The organism is Persicobacter sp. CCB-QB2, from assembly GCF_001274635.1.
GTDB lineage: Bacteria > Bacteroidota > Bacteroidia > Cytophagales > Cyclobacteriaceae > Persicobacter > Persicobacter diffluens.
Genome location: NZ_LBGV01000001.1, coordinates 593,328 through 608,817 on the forward strand (window position 1 = coordinate 593,328; position 15,490 = coordinate 608,817).

The window sequence follows — 15,490 nt, forward strand, 5'->3', positions numbered from 1 at the left end:
GGAAAACGAGACTTTGTGTATAATGAATACGGGTGAGTTGTTTTTAGGATTTTATTTATTTTTAATTTTTAAATACAAGTGAATAGATTTGTATTTGTTTATTTTGATTATTTATATATTCAATTTTTATTTGTTTTTTAATTGAGAATTTAAACTATACTAACCTATTTATGAAAATTAAATACCTGATCATTACAGGTCTGATGCTATGGTCTCAAGTATTAATAGCACAGCAAAGGCCACCAGGTATGGGGACTGCATCAAGTCCCTTTATTATCACGGATTTATCCCATTTGGTGTGGTTGTCGGAGGGGAGTGGAGGCTTGGAGGAAATCACGGCTGAACAGCGTTTTAGTGCGAATTACAAGTTGGGACAGGATATTGATGCGGTAGATAGCCAGCATATGCACAATGGGAAAGGCTTCAAGCCTATCGGGGGATCAAATGGATTTAGAGGGGAATTCGATGGCAATGGGTACTGCATAAAAAATCTGTACATCAACCGTCCTGAGGAGGATAAAGTCGGTTTTTTTGGTTATTTGGGATATCAGTATAATTATTTAAAGCTGAGTGCGCATAATATTATACTGGAAAATGCGCAGGTAACTGGGCGCAATGAGGTAGGTGTTTTGGCAGGATTTTCCCGGGTAAGCACCTCTGACATTGTCATCAAAAACAGTGAAGTTAATGGCCAGCAAGCCTGCGGCTTATTAATAGGTCAAACCAGTTATAGTACTATGGAGAGGGTTGGTCTCCAGGGGGCGGTCAATGGAAAAATAGGAGTAGGAGGGATGTTAGGCGCTGCCTCTGATGGATTTAGGGCGAATGATATTTATACCGAAGTTGATGCTGTCGGTCAGCAAAACGTAGGCGGGGTATTTGGTAAAAGTGTTCGGGTCACTGGTTTTAAAGGTATTTTAAATAATAGTTCGGTGCAGGGCGACGATTCCGTTTATGTTGCGGGAAATGTAGGGCAAATTTCTCAGGGTGCAGTAAAAGAGGCCTATTTCGTTCAATCAAAATTTTCGAATTCAGGGATTATGATGATGGAGGGGGAGTTGGGTCTCAGTGATGCTGAGTTGAAGCAAGATACGCTGTGGCAAAAATTTGATGCTGATTATTGGAGTCCGGGAGGTTATGGCGCTTATGATGGCTTGGTGTTATCGACTTTTCAATATGACCGACAAGTGAATGCGGCTTCCAATATTAGTGGCTATGGGCCTGAGGGTAGTGGGGATTATACATTTGGGGATCAGGTGCGGATTTCTGCCGTGAAGCAATATGAAAATCAATACTTCTTGCATTGGGAACAAAATGGACAGGTATTAAGTCGTCAACGGGAGTATTCCTTTAATTTGTCTCCCGCATCCCCTTTACGGCCGAAAGCAATTTACGAAATCTTAAAGCCATTGAATAAAGGGGTGGGGACTGCCGAATCTCCTTATTTAATCGAGACCCTGGCTGATTTAAGGGAGTGGTCGGAGGAAGTGCCGGCTTTGAGTAATGTGCATGTGGCGCTTGCTGCGGATCTGGATGCTGCCGAAACAAAGAATTGGAACGATGGGCAGGGGTTCAAGCCGATTAATTTTGCCGGATTTTTTCATGGACGGGGGCATACTATCTCCAATTTATTCATTAATCGCCCGGGTAGTAATGTTGGTTTTTTTAATAAGCTTGATGTGAGTGTTTTGCAGGATTTTCATTTGAAAGATGTTGACTTTACCGGTGAAAAGGTTGGGGGAATAGCCGTAGATCTGAATTATATCACCTCGGTACGACATGTTTCTGTAAGTGGGAAAATGGCGGGAAAAATTGGGGGAGGTCTATTCACGTATATGAAATGGCCTGGCAAAAATGCTGAAATTTCCAATATTCATGTCAATGTCAATTTCAAGAAAAACACTTATGGGAGTGCTTTTGGAGGCTTGGCTTATAATTACCGAGACCCAAGTTTCTTTTATGTGCCGGATGGTCAGCAACGCAAAATTAATAAATTTCATCTGGAGGGACAGATTTCAGCGGATCAGATAGGGGGACTATTTGCAGATACCAATAATTCCATTTATCAGGACAATGATTTCCATTATGATCAAATTTTCCTGAATGCTACCTATGACTACAAGTCCAGCCCGGATTTCAAAGACCCCTTTATTGCTACTCAATGGGTCATTGAAACCTCTAGTAAGGCGGCCTATTGGAGTCAGGATAAAACCGGTTTGGATACGGCCAATTTTGTCGGGGTGAGAAATAATGCCCTGTCTGATCTGGAAATTCAGGATAAAGATAATTTTGAGGGTTTTGATTTTGATCATACCTGGAGTTTAATTTCCGAGGCTCCTGAGCTTAAGCAAAATGTACGTGAACTTTTTGTAGTGGAGCAGCATTTCGAGGGGGTCCACCTTTCCGTTTCGGAGTATTTTATCCCTGCCGGAGAGCGCTTGTGGCTTCATGCTCCCCTGGTGGATGGTTTTAGTTTTTCTCATTGGGAATCGGTAGGGGACCTGCAGCAAATCAGTCAGCAAGATAGTTTGGAGGTTGTAGTAGCCGGTAATGATTTAGCGTTTAAGGCGGTTTATCATGCGCTTGATGATACGCCTCCATTTGAGGGGGAAGGCACTGAATCGGCACCTTATTTAATTAAAGAGGCGGCGGATTTGATATGGTTGTCTCAGCATGCCGATTATTGGGAGGCGGTTTTTCTACAAGCCCAAAATATTACTTTTTCGGCCGAAGAAAGCGAAAAGATGCAGCCTGTAGGACGGTTGGAGACGCCATTTTCAGGCATTTATGATGGTGGTCATCATCAAATAAAGTCATTGCAGTTATGGAGATCTTCCTCTAACTACCTGGGGCTATTTGGTTATGCTTCAAATGCGGAAATCAGGAATTTACACCTTGAATCCTTCCGTGTGTTGGGCGAGGATCATGTCGGGGCATTGCTCGGAGGCGGATACTTCCGGGTCTATGTTGAGAACTGCCATGGAAATGACATTGAGGTAGAGGGAAGCCATAGTGTAGGTGCTTTGGTGGGAAGTCTAAATAGTGGGGAGATTAGCTCCTCTGCAGCTACCAATCTAATGGTGAAAGGTAGGGCTGCTGTCGGAGGTTTGGTCGGCTATGGCTCGTATTTAGGTGTGGATAAGGTTTTTGCTATTGGAGAGGTAAGAGGGAAAGAGGTTGTGGGAGGATTAATTGGGGCGGTGGACTTTGGGCTTCCTGTGATCAGTCAATCTTATGCTTTGACCTCCGTAGTGGGGGATAGCCAAGCGCAGGCGCTTTTTGGTTATTTGGATACTGAGGCAAGCCTGACTTCCGTTTACTACGCTCCTCAATATCAGGATCAATCCGTTGTTGAAGGGGTGGTGGCGCTGGGCGAATCCGATTTTGCGCTGGAATCGAGTTTCATTGATTGGGATTTTGAATCAGACTGGTTGATCGCTCAAAATCCGGGCGTATATGCTACGGCAGTCCCACAGCTTCAATCCTCGCAATTTGTCACGATTACTGTTACCACCTCAGAAGGGGGAAGTGTTTCCTCGTCACCGGAGCGATTGAAAATAGGAGAAGATTTAACGCTTGATGTTAGCGCAGAGGAAGGCTATGTATTTGATCGTTTTTTAGTGAATGGCAAACCCCTTTTTACGGAAGATCAGATTGTTATTACTGATGTACAACAGGATCTTAATATTTACTTAAGCTTCAAAAAGTACCTCGCTGGTTCGGAGGCCCAAACATTGGCGGCTTATCCTAATCCAACTTACGGTACTGTTTATTTGCCAAATGTAGAGGCACAAAGGGTAGAGGTTCGAAGCTCTTCCGGAAAATTAATAGCGATCCAGCAGGTAAAAGCAGGAGCGATTCATCTCGCCGGATGGCCGGCCGGGATTTATTTCCTTCAAACCACTGATGGAAGAAATGCTAAAATTGTGAAATATTAGTTATGAAAAACTCATTATTATATATCGGGCTATTGATGATTTTGCTTTCCTCTTGTGATTTATTTAAGGAGAGTGAGCCAGAGGTTTATAAATCAGTGAAATATCCTGTCTTCCTGTCTGTCAACCCTATGGTTGATGGGGAGGAGATTAACCTTGAAAAGGTCAATTTGTGGTTGTCAATCACCAAATTTGGGAATCCGGTAGATACGCTGAGTGTCAGGGCGGCAGAAATTGAATTATCCTTGTCCAAGGGTACCTATGGTTTTCAGATTATTAGTGAGCCAAATAAAGGTCTAAGCAAAGCCGGTTTCTTTACCTCTGAAGTGCAGGAGCTTATCGTTCAGGAAAATGAAGAGGTGCCTGCCGTTGAGTTGGGCCTACAAACCAATCATTATGAATTACCTGTTCAGTATTCTTCCTCTGTTTTGGCGGTTTATCCGGATCTGAAGCAGCGCATTCTTTTTCAGGGACAAAGTATGGAGTTGGGGGTCACAGATAGTATGGCTTTTATTCAAAAAGACTTGCTGGATATTCATGAACTGGTAGAGATTGAAGTAGCGGCTCAGGTGGAAGGAAAGCAAAAATATCTATCAAGACCGGTACACCTTTCTGCTATTGCAGAAGGTAAATTCCTGAGGCTGGAGGATTGGTTTCCTTTGGAGCATGGGTTTAGTGATTACTCCACACTGGTGTTTTTTAATTATTATATTGCCGATCAGGGTGATGGGCCAGGTTGGAATTTTTTTACGCCAAAAGATGATCTGGCATTTACGAAATGGGAAGGGGAGCATTTGGTGGAAGTCATTTTTGGGCGCTCAAGTTCGGGTCTGTATTATTCTTATGATTATGTAGACGTTTTGGAGGTGCCCAGGATGATAGGGAATTTGAGTCATTTAAAAGAGTTGACGATGGTAGATGGGCCTGCGGGCCGCAATATGTGTTCAGCATTTTATCAACTGACGGAGTTGGAGGTATTACGTTTTTGGTACGGAGCGTTTGATTTGACCGAGGAGGTTTCCAACTTTAAGAATCTAAAAAAATTGGAGTATCGATACCTCTATTATGGTGATCTGGTAAATCCTCTGAATTCAGGATTTGCAAAGTGTTTGAAGTTAGAGAGCCTTGAAATAGAAAGTGCCGGTAATTTAACTTTTGCAACCACTGATTTTGAACATTTACAAAATTTAAAAAAGATTACTTTTTATGAGTCAGGTCTGAATTTTATTCCAGCCTGGGTGTTGAAAATTGAAGGACTGGAGAGTTTTAATATTATCCACAATGAGATCTCCAATATCTCGGATCTGCAAAAAATGACCAATCTTAAGCGTTTATATGTGCAGGCCAATAAGCTTTCAGGAGATATTCCGGAGTGGATTTGGGCGAAAAAAGACTGGGAAGCCTTAGGTCTGGGGGCAAATCAATGGAGTAAAACATTGCCTGATCGTTTTGGGGATTTCACTTCCTTAAACCTTTTGTCTTTAAGTGGGGTCGGTTTTGAAGGGGCTATTCCAGCCTCCATTGGGCAATGCACAGCCCTTACTTATTTAAACTTGGAAAGGAATAACTTTTCAGGAAAGGTGCCGCAGGAGATTGTTGAACTGCCTAATTTGAAATCTCTGTATTTAGACGAGGAAAATAAGCTGGAGTCGAATTAAGCCGGTTTACTCTTGCTTAAATCCGCGTTTAGCTGTCAGTCGGGAAAAATGAAGGAATGGTTTTCTGTTTTAAATTTTTTCCGACGATGTAGAAGAAGAAAGCAAACTCAGCCAAATTTTGGTTGTGGAAAATCAATAAAATCAGTTGAATCCATTAATAACCAATCTCTTAGGTTGGTGCATTGATTAGGTATTATGACTTAAATTAAGTAATCTGGGGAAATTCCGGTTTCCCGCTTTTTTGCTTTCGGTAACCCAATAAAAAAAGCCATCCTCAAATAGAGAATGGCTTTTTTTGTGGCGAGAACGAGAGTTGAACTCGTGACCTCCGGGTTATGAATCCGACGCTCTAACCAACTGAGCTACCTCGCCGATTACCTTTGGATAAAAGATGATCCTTAGGTTCCCTTAAATGTTTTCAAATAAAATTGGTGGCGAGAACGAGAGTTGAACTCGTGACCTCCGGGTTATGAATCCGACGCTCTAACCAACTGAGCTACCTCGCCTTTGAGTGATCAACACCAACAGTAATATATACTGCTAATTTTATTTGGTGGCGAGAACGAGAGTTGAACTCGTGACCTCCGGGTTATGAATCCGACGCTCTAACCAACTGAGCTACCTCGCCTTTTGGGTGATCAACACCGACAGTAATGCATACTGCTGATTTTATTTGGTGGCGAGAACGAGAGTTGAACTCGTGACCTCCGGGTTATGAATCCGACGCTCTAACCAACTGAGCTACCTCGCCTGATGATGAAATGAATTCATCCTCAATATTTACAAGAACTGGTGGCGAGAACGAGAGTTGAACTCGTGACCTCCGGGTTATGAATCCGACGCTCTAACCAACTGAGCTACCTCGCCAAATCTTGCTTTCTTTAATCTCGTAAATATTGATAAATCTGCCCTTTTGACCGATTTTGTGGCGAGAACGAGAGTTGAACTCGTGACCTCCGGGTTATGAATCCGACGCTCTAACCAACTGAGCTACCTCGCCTGTTCCGTTTGGGAGTGCAAATATAGGGAAATCCTGTTTTAAAAAACAAAGCCCTGAAGCATAAAAAGGGAAATTTTTGAATCACCTTTTTTATAACTAATTGGGCAGTAGTGGAATTTATGTCGGAAAAAAAATTAAAAAATTGTAGGGAGGCGGGCTTGTTTAGATAAAAGGTTAAAATTTTTAATTTTGTAGCCGACAGGCCTGTGTGCAAATATGAAAAAACTAGATAAGTTAATCTTAAAATCTTTTATTGGTCCTTTTATCGGGACCCTGGCGGTAGCAGTATTCGTACTGTTGGCGCAATTTTTTCTTCGTTATTTTTCGGAACTGGTCGGGAAGGGCCTTGGAGCCGGCACCTACTTTGAATTGGTGGGGTATTTTGCCATTTTCATGATTCCGCAGGCATTGCCTTTGGCGGTCTTGCTGTCTTCTCTGATGACTTTCGGTAATCTGGGAGAACATTTCGAACTGACGGCGATCAAGAGTTCCGGCATTTCCCTTTTGCGGGTTTTACGCCCCATATTTATATTCTCGGTTTTGCTCTCCATTTTTGCATTTTACTGTAATGATCAGATCGTGCCGAAGGCGAACCTGAAAGCCTGGAGTTTGCTGTACGATATCAAGCGTAAGAAGCCCGCGATGGAAATAAAGCCCGGGTTTTTTACGGAGATTTACCGGGTTATAAGATTCGGGTGAAGGAGGTTTCAGAGAATGGAAAATCCATGAAGGACATGATCATTTATAATCATGCTGATGGGCAGGGGAATAAGGAAGTGATTTTGGCGGATTCCGGGGATATGTACATGATCCATAATGAACGCTATATGGTGATGGAGCTTTATCATGGAAATTCCTATACAGAGTCTAATCCCGATGGGGTGCAGTCCGGTTCGGGTTATCATGATATTGCGCCCTTGATGCGGAATAATTTCATTCGCTCCAAAATGGTGTTCTCCATGCAGTCTTTTGATTTGGAAAGAACCAGAGAGGATTTATTCTCCGGTAACCGGATGATGAAAAACGTGGCCCAGTTAACGCATGATATTGATTCTTTGCAAATGGATGCGGATGCCTTCCGCTACGAGCTTTTTAATGGGGTTAACTCCTATTTCACTTACCATATGAGGGGCCAGGTGGAGGTGCCTTCCCGATATGCGGAACAACATGCGCAGCGACAGGAGATTATTCGTCAAAATAATTTGATTAAAAAAGTCGCGAAAGAAGAGCGAAGGTTGGATTCTCTGGCGCAGAACGGAACCGATACCACCGGAATGATGGCCTTATTCTGGGAAAAACAAAAAAGTGGAAAAGAAGATAAGGAGAAGGTTTCTGATGCTAAGCTGCAGAAAATATCGGAGGGCGCAAAGGCTGCTGGTGCTATAGTCGGAGTGAGTGGGGATTCAGTGGCGGCCATTATGGATAATGCGGAAGGGTTGTTAGCGCAACAGGAAATCGAGGCGCCCGAGCAAGAGGAGAAGGAAGAGATGATCACGCCAAATTATTATGCAGATTATTCTTTTGAGGAGGCAAAGTTGACCGAAGCAAAAGTGGATTCACTGCTATTGGTGAAAAAGCGTAACGCCCGTATGTACCGATCCGCTTTAAGTCAATCGAGATATGTGAAAAACACCATCATGTCTCAGGCAAATAAAATTAAGAACCGCAATAAGTCGCGTTATGGTTTCCAGATCGAATATCAAAAGAAATTTGCCATGTCCATGGCTTGTCTGATCATGTTCCTGATCGGGGCGCCACTAGGGGCGATTATTAAAAAGGGCGGGATTGGTTTTCCGGTGCTGATCTCCATCGTTTTCTTCATTTTCTACTTTATCGTCTCCATGACAGGGGAGAAATGGGCGAAAGAAGGCGTGGTTTCGGCCTTTGCCGGGATCTGGGCAGCGGATTTTGTCCTGCTTCCCTTTGGGTTGTTCTTCCTGCGTCAGGCCAGAATCGATGCCCGACTGTTTGATACCGATTTCTACGCTGTGGTGTTTGATCGCGTGAAGCAGTTGTTCATCAAAAAAAAGAAAAAAGAACAAGCTGAATCGGAAATTGCGGAATAATTTTTGTTAAATGATCAGCCACAGAGGTGGAAAAATGTTTTACATCACCTTGTAGTAGGGGATTAATTTGCTACCTTTGTGTTTCTTAAATTTATTATCAATCCTAAATTTTTGCTAGCTATGTATTTGGCGAAGGAGAAAAAACAAGAAATCTTTGAAAATCATGGTCGGTTGAAATCTAAGGGTGATACAGGATCAGCGGAATCGCAAATCGCGCTTTTCACGTACCGTATCAACCATTTGACCGAGCACTTGAAGCAGAACAAAAAAGACCACTCGACTCGTTTGGGTCTTTTAAGATTGGTTGGTAAGCGTCGTTCTTTGTTGGATTATTTAGCAAAGAAAGATATCGAGCGTTACCGTGCGATCATCGCAGAACTTGGAATTAGAAAATAATTTCAAAATACTGAAAGGGAATCCATTTCACAGGATTCCCTTTTTTTGCTAAGAATACCTCCCCCTTATTTGGATAGTTGAAACCTTTTTCGAGGTGATGCTTAAAGATTAAGAGAAATTTTGGAAGTGACATAACCCAAGTTTTGAGCGGATGCGTCTGGTGGGGTAAATGCTGGACGAAAGGGGTTATCTTTTTTGCCTCGAATATAGTTTTTAGAAAGATTCGATTTATAAAATATTAATATGTATCCAAACGTAATTAACAAAACCTTATCGCTACCTGATGGCAGAACCATCAGCGTGGAAACCGGTAAATTGGCTAAGCAAGCCGATGGATCCGTTGTTGTTCGCATGGGAGATACCATGTTGTTGGCCACAGTGGTTTCATCGAAAGATGCTCGTGAAGGTGTAGACTTTTTGCCATTGTCGGTAGACTATCAAGAAAAATTTGCTTCTGCCGGGCGTATCCCTGGGGCTTCTTGAAGCGTGAGGGTAAGCTTTCCGATCATGAAGTATTGGTGAGCCGTTTGATTGACCGTGCATTGCGTCCATTGTTTCCTGGAGATTATCATGCTGAAACTCAGGTAATGGTTTCCTTGATTTCTGCAGATGAGACTGCCTTGCCGGATGCTTTGGCTTGTTTCGCAGCTTCAGCAGCGATCGCTGTTTCGGATATTCCTTTTGCTGAGCCGGTAGCGGAAGCACGTGTAGCGCGTGTGAACGGGGAGTTTGTGGTGAATCCAACTCCTGCACAAATGGCGGAGGCTGATTTGGACTTGATCGTAGCGGCTACGATGGAGAATATCATGATGGTAGAGGGTGAGATGAAAGAAGTTTCTGAGCAGGATATGCTGGAGGCTTTGAAAGTAGCGCATGCCTCCATCAAAGAAATGTGTAAAATTCAGATCGAGTTGACCGAAGAAACCGGTAACACTGAAAAGCGTGAGTACTCTCACGAAACACATGACGAAGAGTTAGAGAAAGAAATGTTTGAGCAATTGTACGATAAAGTATACGCAGTTGCTAAACAATTGATTAGTAATAAAAAAGAGCGCTCTGCTGCTTTTGCGAAAGTAAAAGAAGAATATATCGAGTCTCTTGGTGAGGATACGGAAGTAGATCTAGGTTTAGTGAGTACTTACTTCGGTAAAATCAATAAAAAAGCGTCTCGTAATTTAGTGTTGGACGAAAAAATCCGTTTGGATGGTCGTCAGCCAGAGCAGGTTCGCCCAATCTGGTCAGAAATTGATTACTTGCCTTCAGCACATGGTTCCGCGGTATTTACCCGTGGGGAAACGCAATCATTGTGTACAACAACTTTAGGTACAAAGCTGGATGAGCAAATGATTGATGGTGCGATGCATCAGGGAACGAATCGTTTCATCCTGCACTACAACTTCCCGGGTTTTTCTACTGGTGAGGCAAAGCCTAACCGTGGACCTGGACGTCGTGAGGTAGGACATGGTAATTTGGCATTGCGTGCATTGAAGCAGGTATTGCCATCTCATGAAGAAAATCCATACACCATCCGTATCGTTTCTGATATTTTGGAATCAAATGGTTCCTCGTCTATGGCGACCGTATGTGGTGGGTGTCTTTCTATGATGGATGCTGGTGTGCCGATTAAAGCCCCTGTATCAGGTGTTGCAATGGGGATGATCTCTGATGTAGAAACAGATCGCCATGTCGTATTGACGGATATCTTGGGTGATGAGGATCACTTGGGAGATATGGACTTCAAAGTAACCGGTACGGAAGATGGTATCACTGCTTGTCAAATGGACATCAAAGTAGAGGGTCTTTCTTATGAAGTATTGGAGCAGGCATTGATGCAAGCGCGTGACGGCCGTCTTCATATCTTGAATGAGATGAAGAAGACCATCGCTACTCCTCGCGGAGAGATGAAGCCGCATACGCCAAGAACGGTAAGTTTGAAAATCGCTCGTGATATGATCGGTGCGGTAATCGGGCCTGGTGGAAAGATTGTTCAGGAGATTCAAAAAGAAACCGGTGCTACTATCGTGATCGAAGAAGTAGAAGCTGGTGGATTGGTGAATATCTTTGCCGCTTCTCAAGATACCATGGATAAAGCCGTGGCTTGGGTGAAAGGTATTGTAGCGATGCCGGAAGAGGGCGAAGTATACGAAGGTAAAGTGAAATCAATCACTGCTTTTGGTGCTTTCGTTGAATTTATGCCTGGTAAAGAAGGATTGTTGCACATTTCTGAAGTGAAGTGGGAGCGTCTGGAAAGCATGGAAGGTGTAATTGAAGTAGGCGAGCAGATTCAGGTGAAATTGATCGAAATCGACAAGCGCACTGGAAAATATCGTCTTTCTCGCAAAGTATTGCTAGAAAAGCCTGAAGGATATCAGGAACGCCCTCCTCGTCAAGACAGAGGAAATCGTGGTGACCGTGGCGATCGTCGTGGTGGACGCGATAATCGTGACCGAAGAAGAGATTCTTAATTTCCTGATTTTCAGGAATATTGGTTCGATATTTGTAGTTTGTTAAGAGGTTGACGAAATAAAAAGTAGGAAAATTGATTACACCTTGAAACCCGCTTTTTCTTTTGTCGTATAATAAATGATGCACTTCTGCCTGAAGGCATATTTCGTTAACCTCGGATTTCAGTAAACGCTTAATTACGGATGAGACAACTTAAGATCAGTAAACAGATCACTAACAGGGAAAGCCAGTCCCTTGATAAATATCTTCAGGAAATTGGTAAAGTTGACCTACTAACTCCAGAAGAAGAGGTAACGCTAGCAAAGAGAATCCGCGAAGGAGACCAAATGGCTTTGGAGAAATTGACTAAAGCTAACCTTCGATTCGTAGTTTCTGTAGCCAAGCAGTATCAAAATCAGGGTTTGTCCTTGGGTGATTTGATCAATGAGGGTAACCTTGGTTTGATCAAGGCCGCTCAGCGTTTTGATGAAACTCGTGGTTTTAAATTTATCTCTTATGCGGTTTGGTGGATTCGTCAGTCCATCCTACAAGCTTTGGCAGAGCAGTCTCGTATTGTTCGTTTGCCATTGAACCGTGTAGGGTCTTTGAATAAAATCTCCAAGACTTTCTCAGAGTTGGAGCAGCGCTTTGAGCGTGAGCCATCTCCGGAAGAATTGGCAGAGGTATTGGATGTAAATACTTCTGAGGTGGTGGATACTTTGAAAATTTCCGGTCGCCATGTGTCTGTAGATGCTCCTTTCGTTCAGGGAGAGGAAAACAGTTTGTTGGATGTATTGGAAAATGATACAGAGGAAACGCCGGATTCAGAATTGATCAGTGATTCATTACGTCGTGAGGTGCAGCGTGCGCTTTCTACCCTTACTCAACGTGAGGCAGATGTGATTTCGCTTTATTTTGGACTGAATGGAGAGCAGGCCATGACTTTGGAAGAGATCGGGGAGAAATTTAATCTTACTCGTGAGCGTGTGCGCCAGATCAAAGAGAAGGCGATTCGCCGTTTACGTCATACTTCACGTTCTAAAGCACTTAAGCCTTATTTGGGCTAATAGAATATTGATTATTTCATCATTAAAAGGTCTCAGTAGAGACCTTTTTTTTGTAACTTTGGAGCTATTATTGTTCGTTTTTTACAAGAAAAAGCGCTTTTAAGCAATAGAATACTATAAAACAAAAAAATAAAATGACAACCGAATCTGTTGACGTATTAATCATTGGTTCTGGTCCTGCGGGTTATACTGCAGCCATTTATGCTTCGCGTGCTGGTTTAAAGCCAGTATTGTATCAGGGAATTCAGCCTGGTGGTCAGTTGACGATCACTAATGATGTGGAAAACTTCCCAGGTTATCCTGAAGGAATTAATGGTCCTTCTATGATGATGGATTTCCAAAGTCAGGCGCAGCGTTTCGGAACAGACATTCGTACCGGTATTGCCACTTCAGTGGATTTCTCTTCTTACCCTCATAAAGTAGTGATCGATGAGGCTCACGAGGTAACTGCTAAGTCGGTGATTATCTCTACTGGTGCTTCTGCAAAGTGGTTGGGGCTTCCTTCAGAGGATGAATATAATGGAAGAGGAGTTTCTGCCTGTGCAGTATGTGATGGTTTCTTCTATCGTGGCAAAGACGTTGCGGTAGTAGGTGGTGGTGATACCGCTGCAGAAGAAGCGACTTATCTTTCCAAATTGGCCAATAAGGTTTACTTGATTGTTCGTCGTGATGAAATGCGTGCTTCAAAAATTATGCAGGCGCGTGTTGATCAAACGGAGAATATCGAGGTTTTGTGGAATACTTCTACAGATGAAATTCTGGGAGATGAGAGCGGCGTGAATGCAGCTCGATTGATCAATAATGTAACGAAGGAGAAATATGAAATTGAGGTTTCAGGATTTTTTGTTGCCATTGGTCATAAACCGAATACCGATATCTTTTCTAAATATGTTAATATGGATGAGAGCGGCTATATCCAAACGGAAGCCGGCACATCCAAAACCAATGTGGAAGGGGTATTTGCAGCCGGAGATGCGCAAGACAATGTTTATCGTCAGGCCATCACTGCTGCAGGAACAGGATGTATGGCAGCCCTGGATGCTGAACGTTTCTTAGCCGCCAAAGAAATGGAAATGACAGCTGAATAAGTAGCGTGAAAAAACATTATTTAATTATGATTTTGGCCATCGTCGTGAGTATTCCGGCGATGGCGCAAAAATCCCAAAAGAAGTCTTTCTGGGATTTTTTTAGGTTAAAAAAACAGAAAACACCATCCGAAGTATACTTTGTTCCAGATTCATTATTGGAATACAGTATGGAAGAGGCTTATTTAAAGGAAAGTGAGGCCATTGACGATTTTAATTTCGTTTTTGATTCATTAGAAATAGCGGAAATGGTGCGTCCTCCACGATCTGTTTTTGACTATGATGATAGTTGTAGAACGAATATAGGCACCTTGGATATCCCTTGTTTCTTTTTGGAGAGCCAGGATTATTATTCGGAATGGTCAACAGTAAACCTAAATCCTTATCAGGTAGATGGTACCAAATTTAAGGACACTTTGGATTTACCGTTGTTCGATGATAAACACGCTTATGTGTCTCCTTTGGCCAAGGATACTTACATTACTTCAGGTTTTGGCATGAGAAGATATCGTTGGCATTATGGAACGGATCTTAAATTGCAAACCGGCGATAGTGTATTAACCGTTTTTGATGGTGTGGTACGTATGGCTCGCTATGACCGTCGCGGTTACGGCTATTATGTGGTCGTGCGCCATTCCAATGGGTTGGAGACTTTATATGGTCATCTTTCGAAGATTTTAGTAAAAGTTGGGCAGGAGGTTAAAGCAGGTGAATTAATTGGGAAGGGGGGAAACACGGGGCGAAGTACCGGTTCGCATTTGCATATAGAAGTACGCTATAAGGGGATGGCGATTAATCCGGAAGAGTTTTTTGATTTTGAAGACAAAAGTATTCCTTTAAAAGAGGAAGTTTTGAGTTTGAATCCGGAAACTTTTGCCTATTTGAAAGAGGTTAGAAAGGTAGTTCACCACCGAATTCGTAGTGGGGATACTTTATCCCATATTGCAAGAAGGTATCATACTTCTATTAATAAGATTTGCAGGCTAAATGGGATGAGCCGAAATACAGTGCTCCGTGTCGGTAAGGTAATTCGGGTAAGATAAATTTTTTATGAAATTAGATATATTAGTATTGGCTGCGCATCCTGACGATGCGGAGCTTTCTTGTTCCGGGACAATTTTATCTCACATCGCTCAAGGTTATAAGGTCGGCATAGTGGATCTGACACGTGGTGAATTAGGTACGCGTGGTTCTGCTGAACTTAGGGATCAGGAGGCGGTAGCTTCGGCTAAGATCATGGGTTTGTCTGTACGTGAGAACCTGGCTTTTGAGGATGGGTTCTTTCAAAATGATCGGCAGCACCAATTGGAGGTGGTGAAAGTGATCAGAAAATATCGGCCAGAAATTGTTTTGTGCAATGCGCAGTCTGACAGGCATCCTGACCATGGGAAAGGTGGGGAATTAGCTAAAACGGCTTGTTTCTTGGCTGGATTACCAAAGATTGAAACCACACTGGATGGAGAAAAGCAAGAAGCATGGAGGCCGAAAAATTTATACCAGTATATCCAGAGTAATTATATTCAGCCCGATTTTGTAGTGGATTGTTCTGATTTTTGGGAAAAGAAGGTAGCGGCTATTCGGGCATTTTCTTCCCAATTTCATACTGGTGCTGCGGGCAGTGATGAAGGACCTCAAACCTTTATTTCCACCCCCGGATTCATCGATTTTATCAATGCCAGAGGGCGTGAATTTGGGCAGCATATTGGGGTGCAATATGCGGAGGGATTTACCACTATAAAGTTGATTGGGGTAAAGAATATATTTGACTTAAGTTAAAAGACCGGATTTCCGGTCTTTTTTAATGCCTGATTTTTTATTTCAATCGGATCGCTGTTTTT

9 protein-coding genes, 6 tRNA genes and 1 pseudogene are annotated in these 15,490 nt (G+C 42.8%); 10 read left to right on the top strand and 6 right to left on the bottom strand.

Translation table 11 applies throughout. The features are described from left to right. Nucleotides 1–170: 170 nt before the first annotated feature. Nucleotides 171–3,938 (top strand): T9SS type A sorting domain-containing protein, encoded by a 3,768-nt coding sequence (locus NG22_RS02820; protein WP_053404317.1) that lies wholly within the window; start codon nt 171–173, stop codon nt 3,936–3,938. A 2-nt stretch (nt 3,939–3,940) separates the two neighbouring features. Continuing rightward, complete coding sequence (locus NG22_RS02825; protein WP_053404318.1) at nt 3,941–5,593, top strand: hypothetical protein; 1,653 nt, start codon at nt 3,941–3,943, stop codon at nt 5,591–5,593. Between the two features lie 298 nt (nt 5,594–5,891). On the opposite strand, the gene NG22_RS02830 is transcribed toward NG22_RS02825, so the two are convergent. From NG22_RS02830 to NG22_RS02855, 6 genes are all read right to left on the bottom strand, one after another. Continuing rightward, nucleotides 5,892–5,965 (bottom strand) — tRNA-Met (locus NG22_RS02830). Between the two features lie 57 nt (nt 5,966–6,022). Then, nucleotides 6,023–6,099, bottom strand: a tRNA-Met gene (locus tag NG22_RS02835). Nucleotides 6,100–6,144: 45 nt separating this feature from the next. Continuing rightward, a tRNA-Met gene (locus tag NG22_RS02840) sits at nt 6,145–6,221 on the bottom strand. A 46-nt stretch (nt 6,222–6,267) separates the two neighbouring features. After that, a tRNA-Met gene (locus NG22_RS02845) sits at nt 6,268–6,344 on the bottom strand. A 39-nt stretch (nt 6,345–6,383) separates the two neighbouring features. Continuing rightward, nucleotides 6,384–6,460 (bottom strand) — tRNA-Met (locus tag NG22_RS02850). Nucleotides 6,461–6,519: 59 nt separating this feature from the next. Next, nucleotides 6,520–6,593: transfer RNA gene (locus tag NG22_RS02855), tRNA-Met, on the bottom strand. 216 nt (nt 6,594–6,809) lie between these two features. Here NG22_RS02855 and NG22_RS18260 point away from each other — a divergent pair. From NG22_RS18260 to bshB1, 8 genes and pseudogenes are all read left to right on the top strand, one after another. Beyond that, nucleotides 6,810–7,292, top strand: coding sequence for an LptF/LptG family permease (locus NG22_RS18260; RefSeq protein WP_053404319.1), 483 nt, complete (start codon nt 6,810–6,812; stop codon nt 7,290–7,292). A gap of 35 nt (nt 7,293–7,327) precedes the next feature. Further along, on the top strand, nt 7,328–8,659 hold the full coding sequence (locus NG22_RS02865; protein ID WP_367379216.1) for an LptF/LptG family permease: 1,332 nt from the start codon (nt 7,328–7,330) through the stop codon (nt 8,657–8,659). Nucleotides 8,660–8,779: 120 nt separating this feature from the next. Further along, entirely contained in the window at nt 8,780–9,055 is a 276-nt protein-coding gene (gene rpsO / locus NG22_RS02870) for a 30S ribosomal protein S15 (RefSeq protein WP_053404321.1), read from the top strand. A gap of 243 nt (nt 9,056–9,298) precedes the next feature. Continuing rightward, a pseudogene (gene pnp, locus NG22_RS02875) lies at nt 9,299–11,520 on the top strand (polyribonucleotide nucleotidyltransferase). Nucleotides 11,521–11,703: 183 nt separating this feature from the next. Continuing rightward, nucleotides 11,704–12,567 (top strand): RNA polymerase sigma factor RpoD/SigA, encoded by an 864-nt coding sequence (locus tag NG22_RS02880; protein ID WP_053404322.1) that lies wholly within the window; start codon nt 11,704–11,706, stop codon nt 12,565–12,567. Nucleotides 12,568–12,701: 134 nt separating this feature from the next. Then, entirely contained in the window at nt 12,702–13,655 is a 954-nt protein-coding gene (gene trxB / locus NG22_RS02885) for a thioredoxin-disulfide reductase (RefSeq protein ID WP_053404323.1), read from the top strand. Between the two features lie 26 nt (nt 13,656–13,681). Further along, nucleotides 13,682–14,695, top strand: a complete 1,014-nt coding sequence (locus tag NG22_RS02890; RefSeq protein ID WP_053404324.1) for a M23 family metallopeptidase — start codon at nt 13,682–13,684, stop codon at nt 14,693–14,695. Between the two features lie 7 nt (nt 14,696–14,702). After that, on the top strand, nt 14,703–15,428 hold the full coding sequence (gene bshB1 / locus NG22_RS02895; protein ID WP_053404325.1) for a bacillithiol biosynthesis deacetylase BshB1: 726 nt from the start codon (nt 14,703–14,705) through the stop codon (nt 15,426–15,428). Nucleotides 15,429–15,490 lie beyond the last annotated feature (62 nt).

Bases quoted from the DNA above. Each gene is read 5' to 3' on its own strand.
- NG22_RS02820 (WP_053404317.1), top strand. From the start codon at position 171: ATGAAAATTAAATACCTGATCATTACAGGTCTGATGCTATGGTCTCAA.
- NG22_RS02825 (WP_053404318.1), top strand. From the start codon at position 3,941: ATGAAAAACTCATTATTATATATCGGGCTATTGATGATTTTGCTTTCC.
- NG22_RS18260 (WP_053404319.1), top strand. From the start codon at position 6,810: ATGAAAAAACTAGATAAGTTAATCTTAAAATCTTTTATTGGTCCTTTT.
- NG22_RS02865 (WP_367379216.1), top strand. From the start codon at position 7,328: ATGATCATTTATAATCATGCTGATGGGCAGGGGAATAAGGAAGTGATT.
- rpsO (WP_053404321.1), top strand. From the start codon at position 8,780: ATGTATTTGGCGAAGGAGAAAAAACAAGAAATCTTTGAAAATCATGGT.
- NG22_RS02880 (WP_053404322.1), top strand. From the start codon at position 11,704: ATGAGACAACTTAAGATCAGTAAACAGATCACTAACAGGGAAAGCCAG.
- trxB (WP_053404323.1), top strand. From the start codon at position 12,702: ATGACAACCGAATCTGTTGACGTATTAATCATTGGTTCTGGTCCTGCG.
- NG22_RS02890 (WP_053404324.1), top strand. From the start codon at position 13,682: ATGATTTTGGCCATCGTCGTGAGTATTCCGGCGATGGCGCAAAAATCC.
- bshB1 (WP_053404325.1), top strand. From the start codon at position 14,703: ATGAAATTAGATATATTAGTATTGGCTGCGCATCCTGACGATGCGGAG.